The sequence below is a fragment of the Bradyrhizobium sp. USDA 3397 genome (genome assembly GCF_054060965.1).
Map to the genome: position 1 here is coordinate 6,528,681 of NZ_JBSSDS010000001.1, position 14,894 is coordinate 6,543,574.

Sequence of the window (14,894 nt, forward strand, 5' to 3'; positions counted from 1 at the left end):
CCGCCATTAGCCACCACCTCTCCTCTTGCCGAGTCGATCCGAGGCCGAACTATGCCGCCAAATATCCCACTCGCCCCCGCTGATGCTGCCTCGCGCCGCGCTGCCAAGCCGGCCATCGTCTATCCGGTCGGGACGATGCCCGGGCCGGACATGGCCGCGCTCGAAATAGTCCGCCGTGCTGCGGTCAAGACGCACGAGCTTATCGTGCCCCCACGCGATGCCCGTGCCTTTCGCGTGGCGCGCGGCCAGTTCTTCCGCATCGTCAGCATCGAAGGCCCGCAGGTCGGCGACCTCAATCTCTGGAATGCAGACGATCTCTCCGAGCGCTTCTTCAGCGGCAAGACGCGGGCGCTCCATGGCACGCATGTCGGCATCGGTGACCGGCTCTGGAGCAATATGCCCTATCTTCGGCCGATGGCGACCATCAGCCACGATACGCTTGGCTGGTACGGCTTCGACGCGGACGGTGCCGGCATTCACGATGTGATCGGCACGCGCTGCGATCCCTACACAAATCTCCTGCTGAACGGCACGGCTTACGATTTTTGCTGCCACTCCAACCTGTCCCGCGCCCTCGCCACCGAATTGAAGGCGGATCCGGCCGCAGTGGAGCATGATGTCCACGACGTGCTCAACGTCTTCATGTGCACCGGCTTCACTGGGGACACGCACCAATATTTCATGAAGGCAAGTCCAGTCCGCCCCGGCGACTTCATCGAGTTCTTCGCGGAGATCGACCTGCTCGGCGCGCTGTCGGCCTGTCCGGGTGGAGACTGCAGCGCAACCCATTCCAGCGATGCCGCGGCATGCCATCCGCTCAAGATCGAAATCTTCGAGCCGGATCGAACGGCCCTGAAGGGCTGGACCTGGCCCTCGCCGAGCGCTTATCACCGTCACCACGGTGCGCATGCAGGACGCTGAATCTCAGTCCTCGACTGGCCATCCGTCGCCGTGCACCTCACGCGAACTGCGCGATGCCGTGACCGACGGACCAGTTCTCCTTGGGCGCGTCGAGCACGTTGACGAACACGTCCTCGGGCCTGATCCCCGGGTTCTCGCCGAGCAGGTCGGCGATCCGGCGATACAGCGCTTTCTTCTGCTCGGCCGTGCGCGAGGCGAACACGGTGATCTGGATCAGCAGGGCGTCTTCGCTGCGCTCGACGCCGTAAGCATTGCCGCAGCGGAAGTTGGCCGGCTCATGCTCGGTGATGGCCATGAACGCATCGCCTTCGGGCACGTTCAGGGCCTCGCGCATCGCGCGGTAAAGTCCGTCCAGAATCGCCTGCCGGTAGCTTTGCGGCTTACCAGCGCGCATCGAAATGTGGAGGAGAGGCATCACGCGGCCCTTTGCATGCGGCTCCGGCCGACACGGCGATGTGAACGCCGCCGGCTCGGCCAATTGAGAAAAAACGGACTATCAATCTCGATCGGTTTTTGACACGATGTCGAGAAAGCATGTTCTTGACGGCATGTCAAATATTTTGCGGAGCCAAGCTTGAGACCGCGCGAGTTCGATCATGACGAGGTTCTGCGCATCGCGTTCGACCAGTTCTGGCGCAAGGGCGTGCGCGGCACCTCGCTGTCCGACATTGCGCGCGATGCGGCGGTCCAGCGCGGGAGTCTCTACAATGCCTTCGGCAGCAAGGAGGCGCTATTCCTGCAGGCCTATGAACGCTACGCGGGGGATTATCTCGCCAAGGTGCAAAAGGCGCTCGGGGCAGGTTCCTTGCGCAAGCGCCTCACCGCGTTCTTCGATCTGACCATCACCAATTTCCGCTCGGGCACGCCGCCGCGCGGCTGTCCGACGACGCGCGGGCTGATGGAACTCGGCGGCGCCGAAGGCGAGGGGCTCGACGACAACGCGCGCCAGGCTTTTGCGAACCTGATCTCGCGCATCACCGCACTGCTTCAGGACACGTTGGCCGCTGGCGCGGCGCGGGGCGAGTTCGACGGCAATCCCGCGGCTGCGGCGCTGCACATCGTCACCGTGACGCGCGGCCTCGCCGTGCTCGAGCGTGCCTTCGGGGACGAGCCCCAATTGCGCAAGATCGCCGCGCACACGATCGATCTCGTGCTCGGCAGGAATGGCGGATAGGTGTCAGCACAGCGCGAGCGCGTTGACCGCGCGTGTCGCAGCATCCTCGCCGAAGTCAACGACCTGGCCAACGGTGGATTCGAGCTCGCCCGGCTGCTTGCGGCGCGCGACCGCCAGCAGTCGCATCAATTCCGCCTCGTCCTTGGAAAGGCGCCTGCAGGACGGCGGCATGAAGCACAGCTCGCAGGGCCGCTCCTTGCGCAGGATCCTGACGAGCGCGGCCGCGCGCGCGACCAGCAGCGGACTGTCGGCAATGCCGGGCGCTTCCTCGGCAAAGCGATAGGCCGCTTCCCAGCAATCCGATGCGCCGGTCGCATAGGCCGCTCCGATGAAGCGGAGCAGCGCCAGCGCGAGGCGGGAAAAATCATCGTAGCTGTCGATGTCCGGACGGGTCGCAAGCGCGGCTTGGAGTGGACAGAGCAGCCGCTCACCCGCGTCCGACGTCGCCGCAGAATCGCAACTGGCCCGCATCTTGAACGATCGCGTCAATGCAACGTGGCGCTGCCGACGAACCAGCTCTTCATCGCCGAAATTCCGTCATGCGCGACAGGCGGCTCGTGCCGGTCGGGCAGGACGAGGCCGGCCATGCGGAAGATCGTCGCAAGCCCCAGGACCGGCGCGAGCGCCCAATCGGCGCCGATCGGCGGCAGCCAGCGCTCGAACTGCTCGCGCGCGACATCGACGCGGTCCTGCTGGGCCGCGGCAATCGCGCGCAAGATTCCGCGCTCGCTGTCGGACATGCGCGGACAGGTGGGGCAGTGCACTTCGATCGCGGTATGCGCGGTGCAGGCAAAGATCTCGATGATGGAATCCAGCGACAGCACGGCATCGCCGACGCGAAAATGGTCGTACACCTGCTGGATATCGGCCGCCGTCGGGACGGCGCTTCCGCTACGCGCCTTCGCCCGAAATCCCCAGATGAAGAGCCGCTCCGCCGCACTCAGCGCAGGAAGGTCGACGGGCCTCGTGTATGTCGATCGATGCATTGTGCCTCTGGCCTCCGGCTGCGCTCACGCCAGCGCTGGCGCGGATGATCTGCGCCGATCGTTCTGCCAGAGAGCTCTCCAAGTCAACGCGCGGAGAGACGATGTCGAGGTGTTCTAGATTGGAAGAATTCGTATCTCGGGTGAGGTCGGTCTCGCTTTGTCTCGTGGCCATACGAGCGTGCCGGTCACGTTCCCCGCAAAATTTCGGAGTGTCGGAACCCGAATGCTTAAAGCTTTGCTAAGAGACGCGGGATAATCTGGCATATCAGCCCTTCCAATTCCTGTGAGCACCGATGATTTTCTCCCGCATCAGTTTCAAGCTGGTCCTGATTGTCGGCATCAGCCTCCTCGGCATGATCGCGTTGGCGCCGGTCGCCCTCTCGACCCTGCGCACGCAGATGGTCGCCGACCGTCAGGCCAAGACGCAGCAGATGGTCGATGTTGGCTACGGCATCCTGGCGCACTACCAGAAACTCGAGAGCGAAGGAAAGCTCTCGCGCGAGCAGGCGCAGGCCGGCGCGATGGCCGAGATCAAGAGTCTGCGCTACGACAAGGTCGAGTATTTCTGGATCAACGACATGACCCCCAAGATGGTCATGCATCCGATCAGGCCCGAGCTCGACGGCAAGGATCTCTCCGGGATGAAGGATCCCGCCGGCAATGCGCTCTTCATGGGCTTCGTTGACGTCGTCACCAAGCAGGGTGCGGGCTTCTACGGCTACCTCTGGCCGAAGCCCGGCTTCGACCAGCCGGTCGGGAAAATCTCCTATGTGAAGGGCTTTGCGCCCTGGGGCTGGATCATCGGCACTGGCATCTATCTGGACGACGTCGATGCCGCCTTCCGCCAGAACGCGATGACCTTCGCCTATATTTGTCTCGCTGTGCTGGTCGTGGTGCTCGGCGCCTCCTTCCTGATCGGCCGCAGCGTCACCCGGCCGCTGGCCCGGATCACCGCGCTGACCGAGCGCCTTGCCGCCGGCGACAGCGCCTTCGACGTGCCCTACACCGACCGCCGCGACGAGGTCGGCGGCCTCGCCAAGGCGCTCGCCGTGTTCAAGGACAATGCATCGGCGGTGAGCCGGATGCATGCCGAGCAGCAGGAGTTGAAGCAGAAGGCCGACGAGGAGAAGCGCAAGACCATGACCGATCTCGCCGGCAAGTTCGAGGCGAGCGTGCAGGCCGTCGTCCGCGACGTCTTCGACGAGGCCCGCGCGATGCAGCAGGCCGCGCAGGGCATGTCGGAAACCGCCAACAAGGCGAGCGACCGTGCGAGCTTCGTCGCCACCGCGTGCCAGCAGGCCTCGAGCAACGTGCAGACGGTGGCCTCCGCCGCGGGCGAATTGTCGGCCTCGATCGCCGAGATCAGCCAGCGCGTCGCGCAGGCCGCGACAGTGGCCGACAAGGCCGCCGCCGACGGCCAGCGCACCAACGACACCGTGCAGGGCCTTGCCGCCGCCGCGCACAAGATCGGCGAGGTCATCGACCTCATCAACCAGATCGCCTCGCAGACCAATCTGCTCGCGCTCAACGCCACCATCGAGGCGGCGCGCGCGGGCGAGGCCGGCAAGGGCTTTGCGGTGGTCGCGAGCGAAGTGAAGTCGCTGGCGAGCCAGACCGCGAAGGCGACCGACGAGATCGGCGCGCAGATCACCGCGATCCAGGCCGAGACCAATCAGGTCGTCGGCAACATCGAGAGCATCCGCGCCACCATCATGGAGGTCAACGAGATCTCCTCGTCGATCGCCGCGGCGGTCGAGGAGCAGGGCGCCGCGACGAAGGCGATCGCGCACAGCGTGCAGGAGGCGGCCTCCGGCACCGACCAGGTCTCGCACAACATCTCCGGCGTCACCGATGCGACGGCCGAGACCGGACAGGCCGCCGGCCTTGTACTGCAATCGAGCGGCCGGCTGACGCACAAGCTGCAATCGCTGCAGGACGAGGTCAGCGCCTTCGTTGCGGGCGTGCGGGCGGCTTAGTATAGCGGGAGGATGGGCCAAAACTCCGATCGACGCGCGCGCATCCTCCTGATCAATCCGAACAGCAACGAGGCGACCACCACGATGATGGTGGCGATCGCAAGGTCCGCTGCCGCCGATGGTTTCGATATCGTCGGCGCCACGGCAACGCGTGCGCCCACGATGATCGTCTCGGCGGACGCGCTGGAAGTGGCTGCGCTGGAGGTCGAGGAGATCGCGCGTCTCCGTGGCGGCGAGTGCGACGGCGTCATCGTGTCGGCATTCGGTGATCCCGGTCTCACCGGGATCAAGGCGGCGATGAAGCTGCCCGCCGTCGGCATCGGCGAATCCGCGATGCTGGAAGCCGCCGGGAACGGTCGCCGGTTCGGCGTGGCGACCACGACGCCGTTGCTGAAAGCGAAGATCGATGCATTGCCTGATACGCTGGGCTTGCGCGCAAGCTACACCGGCACGCGCTTCGCCGACGGTGATCCGCAAGAGCTGATGCGCGATCCGGCGCAGCTGCGCGCAGCGCTCGCCGGCGCGGTTGAGGCCTGCATTGTGCGAGACAGAGCGGAAGCGGTCATCATCGGCGGCGGGCCGCTGGGTGAAGCGGCCCACGAGCTTCAGCCGATGTTCGCGGCGCCAATCATCGCCCCGATCCCATCTGCCGTGCGACGGATCACTCGTCTCGTCGCGGCGTAACCTCTGGTTTTTCCGCGCCGCGGCATCGGCCGTGCTGCGGAAAACTGTTTTCCTTGACATCAACTCTGCGGTGCTCGACGTGTAACGAGGTCGAGCGATGCTGCCTTGCGTCCCTCGCGAAAAGAAAAGCAACACGGGAAGGACGTCATGAACACGGGCCTGGACGAGAATGACTACCTCGCCACCTTGCGCGGCCTGTGGGACAAGGCCTGGCCGAAGGGCCTGCCGCGCTCGCCGAACTATCTGCACGGCGAAGTTCCCTTGACGGAATATCTGCGCACCTGGGCGAAGCGGAGTCCGGAGCGGCCCGCGGTGATCTTCTACGGGCATGTGACCACTTATGCCGATCTCGATCGGCAGAGCGATCGCTTTGCGGCGCTGTTGCAGGCAAAGGGCGTGCGCAAGGGCGATCGCGTCGCCGTCTTCCTGCCGAACTGTCCGCAATTCCACGTCGTGTTCTTCGGTATCCTGAAGCTCGGCGCGGTCCATGCCCCCGTCAGCCCGCTGTCGCGCGCGTTCGAATTGTCCTACCAGCTCAATGACACCCAGGCCGAGGTGATCGTCGCGCTCGACCAGCTCATGCCTATCGTTGATCAGGTCCGCGGCGACGTGCGCCTGCGCGAGATCATCGTCACCAGCTTCGCCGATGTCGTGCCGGCGGCGCCTGCCTTTCCGGCACCGGACTCGATCCGCACGCCGCGCGTTGCGGTCTCCGGCGCAACTGATCTCCTGCCGGCGCTCGCGGCACTGCCCGCACCGACCCCGCTGCCGCCGCCTCACCTCGATGATGTCGCTGCGCTCAACTACACCGGCGGCACCACCGGCATGCCCAAAGGGTGCGTGCATACCCATCGCGACATGGTCTACACGGCTGCCGCCAATTACGGCATCTCGATTCCTTCGGACGAGAGCAGCGTGTTCCTGTCGTTCTTTCCGGAGTTCTGGATTGCGGGCGAGAATTCCGGTCTGATCTTCCCGCTGTTCTCGGGCGGCACGCTGGTTCTGCTCGCGCGCTGGGACGCTGTCGGCGCGATGGCGGCGATCGACAAGTACAAGGTCACGATGACGGCGATGCCGGTCGACAGCGCGGTCGAGATGATGGACCATCCGCGCTGGAGCGAGTTCGACCTGTCGTCGCTGCAACAAGTGCGCGTGGTCTCCTTCGTCAAGAAGCTCAACGCCGGCTATCGCAGGCGCTGGAAGGACCTCACCGGCACGATCCTGATGGAGGCGGCCTGGGGCATGACCGAAACCCACACTTCCAATACTTTCACCGCTGGCTTTCAGGACGGGGATTTCGACCTCAACAGCCAGCCGATCTTCGTCGGCCTGCCGGTCCCCGGCGCCGAGTTCAAGATCACCGATTTCGAGACCGGTGCGCTGCTGCCGCTGGGAGCCGAAGGCGAGATCCGCGTGCGTACGCCGTCGCTGCTCAAGAGTTACTGGAACAAGCCCGAGGCGACGGCGGAATCGCTCGTCGACGGCTGGTTGCGCACCGGGGATATCGGCACCATCGACGAGGACGGTTTTCTGCACTTCCTCGGCCGGCGCAAGGAGATGCTGAAGGTCAAGGGCATGAGCGTGTTTCCGCCGGAGATCGAGGCGTTGCTGGGGCAGCATCCGAAGGTGCTGGGCTCGGGCGTGGTCGGCCGTGATGATCCGGACAAGGGCCAGGTGCCGGTCGCTTACATCCAGCTCAAGCCGGAAGCGATCGGCACGGTCTCAGAACAAGAACTGCGCGCCTGGTGCGCCGAGCGCATGGCCGTCTACAAGGTTCCGGAAGTCTGCATTATCGATGGGCTGCCGTTGACGGCAACGGGCAAGGTCAGGAAGCAGGACCTCAATCCAAATCCTCCTGCCGTCCAGTGAGAGAGACGATGTCGTTCAAGAAGCTCCTGATCGCCAATCGCGGCGAGATCGCCATCCGCATCGCACGCGCGGCGGCCGATGCCGGCATTGCGACGGTCGCGATCCATCCTGCCGACGATGCGTTGTCGCTGCACGTGCGCGTTGCGGACGAGGCGATCGAGATCCCCGGCCGCGGCGCACGGGCCTATCTCGACGTCGACGCCGTGGTGATGGCGGCGAAGAGCGCGGCGTGCGATGCCGTGCATCCCGGCTACGGTTTCCTCAGCGAGAACGCGGCCTTCGCGAAAGCCTGCGCCGACGCCGGAATCACCTTCGTCGGGCCGAAACCCGCTGCGCTCGAGCTGTTCGGCGACAAGGTTGCGGCACGTCAGCTGGCGAAACGCTGCGGCGTGCCGATCATTGCCGGCACCAGCGGGCCGTCGAGCCTCGAGGAGATCACGGCATTCTTTACCTCGCTCGGCAGCAGCGCTGCGATCGTGATCAAGGCGATGGCGGGCGGTGGCGGCCGTGGCATGCGCGTGGTGGAGAACGCGTCCGATCTTTCGGAAGCCTATGCGCGCTGCCAATCCGAGGCCAAGGCGGCGTTCGGCTTCGAGGGCGTCTATGCCGAGCGGCTGATCCGGCAGGCGCGCCACATCGAGGTCCAGATCATCGGCGACCGCCATGGTGCGATCTCCCATCTCTGGGAACGCGAATGCACCATCCAGCGCCGGCACCAGAAGCTGATCGAGGTGGCGCCGAGCCCGTCATTGAGCGATGCCCTGCGCGGCCGCATCATTGAGGCGGCAAAGCAGCTGGCGGGTGCTGCGTCTTACGACAATCTCGGCACGTTCGAGTTTCTGGTCGACGGAACCGCCGAGGACAGCTTCGCCTTCATCGAGGCCAACCCGCGGCTCCAGGTCGAGCACACCGTCACGGAAGAGGTGCTCGGCGTCGATCTCGTCCGCGCCCAGCTCGTGGTCGCCGCAGGCAGCACATTAAGCTCGCTCGGTCTTGCGCAGGCATCGATCCCGAAGCCGCGCGGCCATGCCATGCAGCTTCGCGTCAACATGGAGACGCTGGACGTGTCAGGCGCCACGCATCCGACCGGTGGCGTCCTAGCCGTGTTCGAGCCGCCGTCGGGGCCCGGCGTCCGCGTCGATAGCTTTGGCTATGCCGGCTACAAGACCAGCGCCTCCTTCGACTCACTGCTGGCGAAGGTGATCGTGCACACGCGGAGCGAGGCTTGGCATGATGTGGTCGCGAAAGCCTCGCGCAGCTTGCGCGAGTTCCGGATCGACGGTGTCGTCACCAACATTGCTTTCCTTCAGGCGGTGCTCGCGCATCCCGATTTCAGGACCAACCGTATCGCGACTGATTTCATCGACCGCAACATCGCCAGGCTCGTGGAAGCATCGGATGGCGCCGCCAAGCCGCTTTACTTCGCCGCGTCCGAGTGCGGCGCCGGTCACGGCGCGGAGGTGCACGTCGCGCCAGCCGTACCCGAAGGCACGGTGATGGTCGCGGCGCCGCTGCAAGGAACCATCGTCACCATCCAGGTGACGGAGGGCGAGATCGTCCGCCCGGGCCAGCAGCTCGCCGTGATCGAGTCCATGAAGATGGAGCACCTCGTCATGGCCGAGCAGGGCGGCCGGGTGATGAAGCTCATCGCCGGCGACGGCGTCACGCTGATGCATGGCGAGCCGATCCTCTATCTCGAGCCGCTCGACGTCGCCGCCGACAGCACGACGGCGGAAGCCGATGTCGATCTCGACCATATCCGCCCCGATCTCGCCGAGCTGATTGCGCGCCAGGCGAACACGCTCGACGAGAACCGCCCCGCTGCAGTCGAGCGGCGGCGCAACACCAACCAGCGCACCGCGCGCGAGAACGTCGCCCAGCTCGTCGACGACGGCTCGTTCATGGAGTACGGCAGTCTCGCGATCGCGGCGCAGCGCCGCCGTCGCAAGCTCGACGATCTCATCAAGAACACGCCGGCCGACGGCCTCGTCATGGGCGTCGCCACGGTCAATGCCGAGAAGTTCGGGCCTGAAGGCGCGCGTTGCATCGTCGTCGCCTATGACTACACCGTGCTCGCGGGCACGCAGGGCCACATGAACCACAAGAAGATAGACCGCATGCTGACGCTGGCGGAAGACTGGCGCGTGCCGCTGGTGTTCTACGCCGAAGGCGGTGGCGGCCGGCCCGGCGATACCGACCGGCTCGGCATGACCGGCCTCGACGGCCCGTCCTTCGTGCAGTTCGCGCGGCTCTCGGGCCTCGTGCCTGTCGTCGGCGTCGTTTCCGGCTATTGCTTCGCCGGCAACGCCGCGATGCTCGGCTGCTGCGACGTCATCATCGCCACCAAGAACGCTTCGATCGGCATGGGCGGTCCTGCCATGATCGAGGGCGGTGGCCTCGGTGTCTATCATCCGGCCGAGGTCGGCCCCGTATCATTCCAGTCGCCGAACGGCGTCATCGACATCCTGGTCGAGGACGAGGAGGAAGCGACCCGCGTCGCGCAAAAGTATCTGTCCTATTTCCAGGGCGCAGTGACGGCGTGGGAGGCCGCCGACCAGCGCCTGCTCCGCCGCGCCATCCCCGAGAACCGCCTGCGTGTCTACGACATCCGCAGCGTGATCGACCTCGTCGCCGACAGGGATTCCGTTCTGGAGCTGCGCCGCGACTACGGCGTCGGCATGATCACGGCGCTGGTCCGAATCGAAGGCAAGCCGTTCGGCCTGATTGCCAACAATCCGCGCCATCTCGGCGGCGCCATCGATGCCGACGCCGGCGACAAGGCCGCGCGTTTCCTCCAGCTCTGCGACGCCTTCGATCTGCCTGTTGTCTCGCTGTGCGACACACCTGGCTTCATGGTCGGCCCGGAGGCGGAGAAGACCGCGATCGTGCGCCACGTCTCGCGCATGTTCGTGACCGGCGCCAGCCTCACCGTGCCGCTGTTCGGCATCGTGCTGCGCAAGGGCTACGGTCTCGGCGCGCAATCGATGATCGGCGGCGGCTTCCATGCCTCCTTCTTCACCGCGGCCTGGCCGACCGGCGAGTTCGGCGGCATGGGCCTGGAAGGCTACGTCCGCCTCGGCTTCCGCAAGGAGATGGAGGCGATCGCCGACCCCGAGCAACGCGAGACCTATTACCGCAACAAGGTCGCCGAGCTCTATGCCAACGGCAAAGCGGTCTCGATCGCCTCCGTGTTCGAGATCGACAACGTCATCGACCCGGCCGAGACGCGGCGCTGGATCATGGCGGGCTTGCGCACGGTGCCGAAGCCCGAGCCGAGGACGAAGAAGAAGCGGCCGTGCATCGACACGTGGTGAGGGCGGTGCAGCAACCCGATGCTTGAGGCAAATCCATATCAACGCCGTCATGCCCGGGCTCGTCCCGGGCATCCACGTTCTTTCGCGCGCGCTGCACTACGTGGATGGCCGGGACGAAGCCCGGCCATGACGGCGCCGAGATATCGCGACCTACAACTGCGTCCCGGTTCCCGATTGACATCCCCGCCTGTGGTGCCAGACTTTGCACAATAATACAGGGTGGAGACGTCCGCGATGGCCAGCCTCTCGGCCTCGAACCATGTCGCCCGTGTCTTGTCCGTCGCCAATCATGTGGCCGACGTCGATGCCTCTTCGCGGATTGCCGATTCCTGGCGGCGCTCCCTGATCAGCCACAAACTCGATCCGGCCCGTCGGGGCCCGCCGCAGACGCTGACCGCAGCCGAGATCCGCCGCGTCGCCCAGCCCATGGAGGCGACGATCCGGCTGGCCACGTCCGAGCTCGAGGATCTCGCCCGTGTGCTGCGCGAGGCCGGCTATTGCGTCAATCTTGCTGATGCCAACGCGACCATGCTGTTCAGCCGCTTGCCGGGCGAGGCCGACACGGAGATCTTCCTGCGCTGGAAAGTCTATACCGGCTCGAATTTTTCCGAGGCCCATGAAGGCACCAACGGGCTTGGCACCTGCCTTGCGGAGCAAAAGCCGATCTTGGTTCATCGCGACGAGCATTTTCGCGAGCAATGGGGCATCTTCTCCTGTGCGGTCGCGCCGCTATTCGATCCCGTCGGCCGCATCGCGGGCGCCGTCAACATCACGTCTTGCCGGGATGATCTCAGCCGCGCCGCGCATCAGCTCGCGCTCGCGGTCACGATGCAGGCGACGCGCCGCATCGAGGGCGCGATCTTCCGCGACCATTTCCGCAATGCCTGGATCGCGACCGTGCCAGGCGACGGCGGTAGCGGCCTGCTCGCCTATGACGACGATCGCCGCGTCGTCGGCGCATGCCGATCCGCGCGTGCATTGCTGGGCCTCACCGACGGCCTGATCGCGTCCGGCATCGACCTGTCGCGCTACATCAAGTTCGATCATCACGCCGCGCGCGACGCAGAAGACATAGTCCAGCTGCGCCGCGCCGATGGCAGCCCATTGGGGCAGGGGCAGATCGCGCCGCCGCAGCGCGCGCGGCCGCTCACCAAGCGTCGCGATCCGCCCGTCGATCGCTTCGACGCCTTGCACCGGCTCGCCGGCGGCGATCCCGGCCTGATCGGAAGCGTGAAACGGCTGATGCGCATCGGCGACCACAATCTGCCGGTGCTGCTGCATGGCGAGACCGGCGTCGGCAAGGACGTGTTCGCGCGGGCTATTCACGGTGCGAGCAACCGCGCGCGCAACAATTATGTCGCGCTCAATTGCGCGGCGATGCCCGAGAGCCTGATCGACGCCGAGCTGTTCGGCTACGAGGCCGGCGCCTTCACCGGCGCGCGGCGCGAGGGCTCGAAGGGCCTGATCGTGCAGGCCGACGGCGGCACGCTGTTCCTCGACGAGATCGGCGACATGCCGATCGGCTTGCAGACGCGCCTGTTGCGCGTTCTGGAAAACCGCGAGGTCTGGCCGCTCGGCGCGCTCAAGCCTGTCGCGGTCGACATCCGCCTGATCAGCGCCACGCATCGCGATCTCGGCCGCATGGCGGAAGCGGGAGCCTTCCGCGCCGACCTCTATTTTCGCCTGCGCGGCATCGAAGTGCGCCTGCCCGCCTTGCGCGAGCGTGCCGACCGCGGAGACATCATCCGCCAGATCGCGCACGAGGAGGCGCCGAACTGCCGGCTCTCGGAAGAAGCCTGGTCGCAGCTCGCGGCCTACCCGTTTCCCGGCAACATGCGCCAGCTCCGCCACGTGCTGCGGCTCGCCGGCCGCACGGCGGAAGATGGCGTCATCACCGATGCAGATCTCGATCTGCCGCCGTTTGCTGGACGGACGGAGCCTGATCTCGAAGCAGCCGAGCGTGCGACGATTGTCGCGGCGCTACGTGAGCATGGTGGACGCGTGACGGAAGCCGCACGCGCATTGAAGCTCAGCCGCGCCACGCTGTATCGCAAGATCAAGCAGCTGAAGATCGAAACGGCACAGTAGCGCTCGATCCGCGTGCGGCAAGAAAGTTGAGAGGTCTCTGCCGCGAACGCAGATGTCGTAGGGTGGGCAAAGCGAAGAGTGCCCACCGCTCTTGTCGTGATGTTTGATCGGAGGTGGGCACGGCGCAAGTGCGCCTTTGCCCACCCTACAATGTCGGCGCAAGGCCTACGAAAAATCCGTCCAGCTCAGATGGCGTGAATCGAGGTCGCCGACTGTCACGATCTCGCGCATCTCTTGTGGCGTGTGAAAACTGCTGCGCAGGTACACCAGCGGCCGCGCCGTATCCGCATGCGACACGCTGCGGACCTCGCCGACGAAGATCGAATGCGTCGTCGTCTCGAACTCCTGCGCCAGCACGCAGTCGAACGCGGCCACCGCATCCGTCAGCACCGGCGCGCCGGTCACGCCACGCGTCCATTGCCCGAAGGCGAAGCGATCGTCGCCGTTGACGCCCTTCTGGCCGCTGAAGGTGAGGGCGAGCATCGCGTGATCCTCGTGCAGGAAGTTGATGGCGAAAGCACCTTCCTCGCGGATGCGCGCATGTGCGCTGGCGTTGCGGTTGACGCAGACGATCAGCGAGGGCGGCTTGTCAGACAACGAGCAGGCCGAGGTCACTGTCAACCCGGTGCGCTTGCCGTGTTCGGCACCGACCGTTACCAGCGCCACGGCGCCGGCGCATTGACGCATCGCCTGCTTGAAGTCCTTCGCGTCCACCGTCACGCGGAAATCTCCCAGAATTGAAGCGGGTGCGACACGATCGCGCCGCACCCGCTGAGCGTCAAGCCGCCTTCTTCGCGGAGCCGAGATGCGCAAGGCGCGGCATCACCTCGTTCTTCAGCAGCGAGAGCGAGTGGTGCCAGGCCTCGGCCTTGTGCTTGTAGTCGAAGCCGAACACGAGCAGCACGCCGAAGCCGCCGACCTCGTCGTAGATCTTCTCGATCTTCTCGGCGACCGTCGCGGGCGAGCCGACGATCCAGTTCCGCTTGGCGCAATATTCGACCGTGACGTCGCTGTCTGGCACATCGGGCGCGTGCTTCAGATAATCCTTGAAGCCGAAATGCCCGAGCAGCGGCAGGAAGTACTCGCTCATCATCCGGCCCATCATGTCGCCGGTCGAGAGCTTCCAGGCCTCCTCGTCGGTGTCGGCGACGAATACCTCGCGCACCAGGCGCCAGTCCTGGCGGTTCGGCTTGCGACCGGTCTTGGCCGCCCCGATCTCGACCGAGTCCCAGTGGCTGGAAACATAGGCCGGGTTGAGGTTGAGGCTCATCGGGATGAAGCCGCGCTCGCCAGCGAGCTTGAGCGTGTCCGAGTTCTTGGAAAGGCCCGCAACGCCGATCGGCGGATGCGGCGCCTGCAGCGGCTTGATATGAGGCTTGAGGAAGTCGAACATCGTGTCCGGCTTGGTCACCGTCCAGTACTTCCCCTTGTGGGTGAAGGGCGCCGGCTCGGTCCACAGCTTCAGGATGATCTCCAGCGCCTCGCGCGTCATGTCGCGGTTCTGCCCGCTCATGCCGTCGACGTTGAACATCGCCCAGTCGCTCGGCAGCCCGCTCGCCGCCACGCCGAAATTGAGCCGGCCCTCGGAGAGATGATCGAGCATGGCGACGCGGTTGGCGAGCTCGGCCGGGTGATGATAGGGCAGCAGGAAGCCGCCCGGCCCGATGCGCAAGCGCTTGGTCTGCATCAAGGCCTGCGCGATCAGGAGGTCCGGCGTGGGATTGGGTTCCCAGGGCGCGGTGTGGTGCTCGCCGACCCAGGCCTCCTGATAGCCGAGCTCGTCGAGCCAGCGCATGACCTGCAGATCCCAGTCGTTCCCTTCCTTGAGGCCGCACTCCGGCGGATGCGAAGGCATCGTGAAATAGCCGATCTCCATGGATTT

At 65.6% G+C, this 14,894-nt stretch carries 12 protein-coding genes; 7 read left to right on the forward strand and 5 right to left on the reverse strand.

All coding sequences use genetic code 11. The features are described 5' to 3' along the window. Positions 1-51 precede the first annotated feature (51 nt). Positions 52-921: an urea carboxylase-associated family protein gene (locus ACVWYQ_RS30275; RefSeq protein WP_271541368.1), complete on the forward strand. Its 870-nt coding sequence runs from the start codon at positions 52-54 to the stop codon at positions 919-921. Positions 922-958: 37 nt separating this feature from the next. Here the strand turns inward: ACVWYQ_RS30275 and ACVWYQ_RS30280 are convergent, their stop codons facing one another. Further along, positions 959-1,336, reverse strand: a complete 378-nt coding sequence (locus tag ACVWYQ_RS30280; protein ID WP_109145972.1) for a tautomerase family protein — start codon at positions 1,334-1,336, stop codon at positions 959-961. A gap of 159 nt (positions 1,337-1,495) precedes the next feature. Between ACVWYQ_RS30280 and ACVWYQ_RS30285 the strand changes: the two genes are divergently transcribed. Then, complete coding sequence (locus tag ACVWYQ_RS30285; protein ID WP_404543814.1) at positions 1,496-2,095, forward strand: TetR/AcrR family transcriptional regulator; 600 nt, start codon at positions 1,496-1,498, stop codon at positions 2,093-2,095. A 3-nt stretch (positions 2,096-2,098) separates the two neighbouring features. Here the strand turns inward: ACVWYQ_RS30285 and ACVWYQ_RS30290 are convergent, their stop codons facing one another. Next, on the reverse strand, positions 2,099-2,566 hold the full coding sequence (locus ACVWYQ_RS30290) for a hypothetical protein (protein ID WP_271541371.1): 468 nt from the start codon (positions 2,564-2,566) through the stop codon (positions 2,099-2,101). A gap of 14 nt (positions 2,567-2,580) precedes the next feature. Then, complete coding sequence (locus ACVWYQ_RS30295) at positions 2,581-3,081, reverse strand: hypothetical protein (protein WP_157285002.1); 501 nt, start codon at positions 3,079-3,081, stop codon at positions 2,581-2,583. 293 nt (positions 3,082-3,374) lie between these two features. Here ACVWYQ_RS30295 and ACVWYQ_RS30300 point away from each other — a divergent pair, with 293 nt between their 5' ends. The 5 genes from ACVWYQ_RS30300 to ACVWYQ_RS30320 all read left to right on the forward strand — a co-directional run bounded on the left by ACVWYQ_RS30300 (position 3,375) and on the right by ACVWYQ_RS30320 (position 13,012). Next, a complete protein-coding gene (locus ACVWYQ_RS30300) occupies positions 3,375-5,057 on the forward strand; it encodes a methyl-accepting chemotaxis protein (RefSeq protein WP_157285001.1) in 1,683 nt (560 codons plus the stop codon). 12 nt (positions 5,058-5,069) lie between these two features. Then, positions 5,070-5,741 carry an aspartate/glutamate racemase family protein gene (locus ACVWYQ_RS30305; protein WP_271541375.1) on the forward strand — a complete coding sequence of 224 codons (672 nt, stop codon included), beginning with the start codon at positions 5,070-5,072 and terminating at the stop codon, positions 5,739-5,741. Between the two features lie 147 nt (positions 5,742-5,888). Continuing rightward, complete coding sequence (locus tag ACVWYQ_RS30310; protein WP_271541376.1) at positions 5,889-7,610, forward strand: AMP-binding protein; 1,722 nt, start codon at positions 5,889-5,891, stop codon at positions 7,608-7,610. 8 nt (positions 7,611-7,618) lie between these two features. Then, positions 7,619-10,924 carry an acetyl-CoA carboxylase family protein gene (locus tag ACVWYQ_RS30315; RefSeq protein ID WP_271541378.1) on the forward strand — a complete coding sequence of 1,102 codons (3,306 nt, stop codon included), beginning with the start codon at positions 7,619-7,621 and terminating at the stop codon, positions 10,922-10,924. Between the two features lie 234 nt (positions 10,925-11,158). Continuing rightward, positions 11,159-13,012 (forward strand): sigma-54-dependent Fis family transcriptional regulator, encoded by a 1,854-nt coding sequence (locus ACVWYQ_RS30320; protein WP_456726658.1) that lies wholly within the window; start codon positions 11,159-11,161, stop codon positions 13,010-13,012. 165 nt (positions 13,013-13,177) lie between these two features. On the opposite strand, the gene ACVWYQ_RS30325 is transcribed toward ACVWYQ_RS30320, so the two are convergent. Together ACVWYQ_RS30325 and ACVWYQ_RS30330 are read right to left on the reverse strand one after the other, a co-directional pair. Further along, positions 13,178-13,732 carry a flavin reductase family protein gene (locus ACVWYQ_RS30325; RefSeq protein WP_271541382.1) on the reverse strand — a complete coding sequence of 185 codons (555 nt, stop codon included), beginning with the start codon at positions 13,730-13,732 and terminating at the stop codon, positions 13,178-13,180. 58 nt (positions 13,733-13,790) lie between these two features. Next, on the reverse strand, positions 13,791-14,888 hold the full coding sequence (locus ACVWYQ_RS30330; RefSeq protein ID WP_128264029.1) for an LLM class flavin-dependent oxidoreductase: 1,098 nt from the start codon (positions 14,886-14,888) through the stop codon (positions 13,791-13,793). Positions 14,889-14,894: the final 6 nt, after the last annotated feature.

Bases quoted from the DNA above. Each gene is read 5' to 3' on its own strand.
- ACVWYQ_RS30275 (WP_271541368.1), top strand. From the start codon at position 52: ATGCCGCCAAATATCCCACTCGCCCCCGCTGATGCTGCCTCGCGCCGC.
- ACVWYQ_RS30280 (WP_109145972.1), bottom strand. From the start codon at position 1,336: ATGCCTCTCCTCCACATTTCGATGCGCGCTGGTAAGCCGCAAAGCTAC.
- ACVWYQ_RS30290 (WP_271541371.1), bottom strand. From the start codon at position 2,566: ATGCGGGCCAGTTGCGATTCTGCGGCGACGTCGGACGCGGGTGAGCGG.
- ACVWYQ_RS30295 (WP_157285002.1), bottom strand. From the start codon at position 3,081: ATGCATCGATCGACATACACGAGGCCCGTCGACCTTCCTGCGCTGAGT.
- ACVWYQ_RS30300 (WP_157285001.1), top strand. From the start codon at position 3,375: ATGATTTTCTCCCGCATCAGTTTCAAGCTGGTCCTGATTGTCGGCATC.
- ACVWYQ_RS30305 (WP_271541375.1), top strand. From the start codon at position 5,070: ATGGGCCAAAACTCCGATCGACGCGCGCGCATCCTCCTGATCAATCCG.
- ACVWYQ_RS30310 (WP_271541376.1), top strand. From the start codon at position 5,889: ATGAACACGGGCCTGGACGAGAATGACTACCTCGCCACCTTGCGCGGC.
- ACVWYQ_RS30315 (WP_271541378.1), top strand. From the start codon at position 7,619: ATGTCGTTCAAGAAGCTCCTGATCGCCAATCGCGGCGAGATCGCCATC.
- ACVWYQ_RS30320 (WP_456726658.1), top strand. From the start codon at position 11,159: ATGGCCAGCCTCTCGGCCTCGAACCATGTCGCCCGTGTCTTGTCCGTC.
- ACVWYQ_RS30330 (WP_128264029.1), bottom strand. From the start codon at position 14,888: ATGGAGATCGGCTATTTCACGATGCCTTCGCATCCGCCGGAGTGCGGC.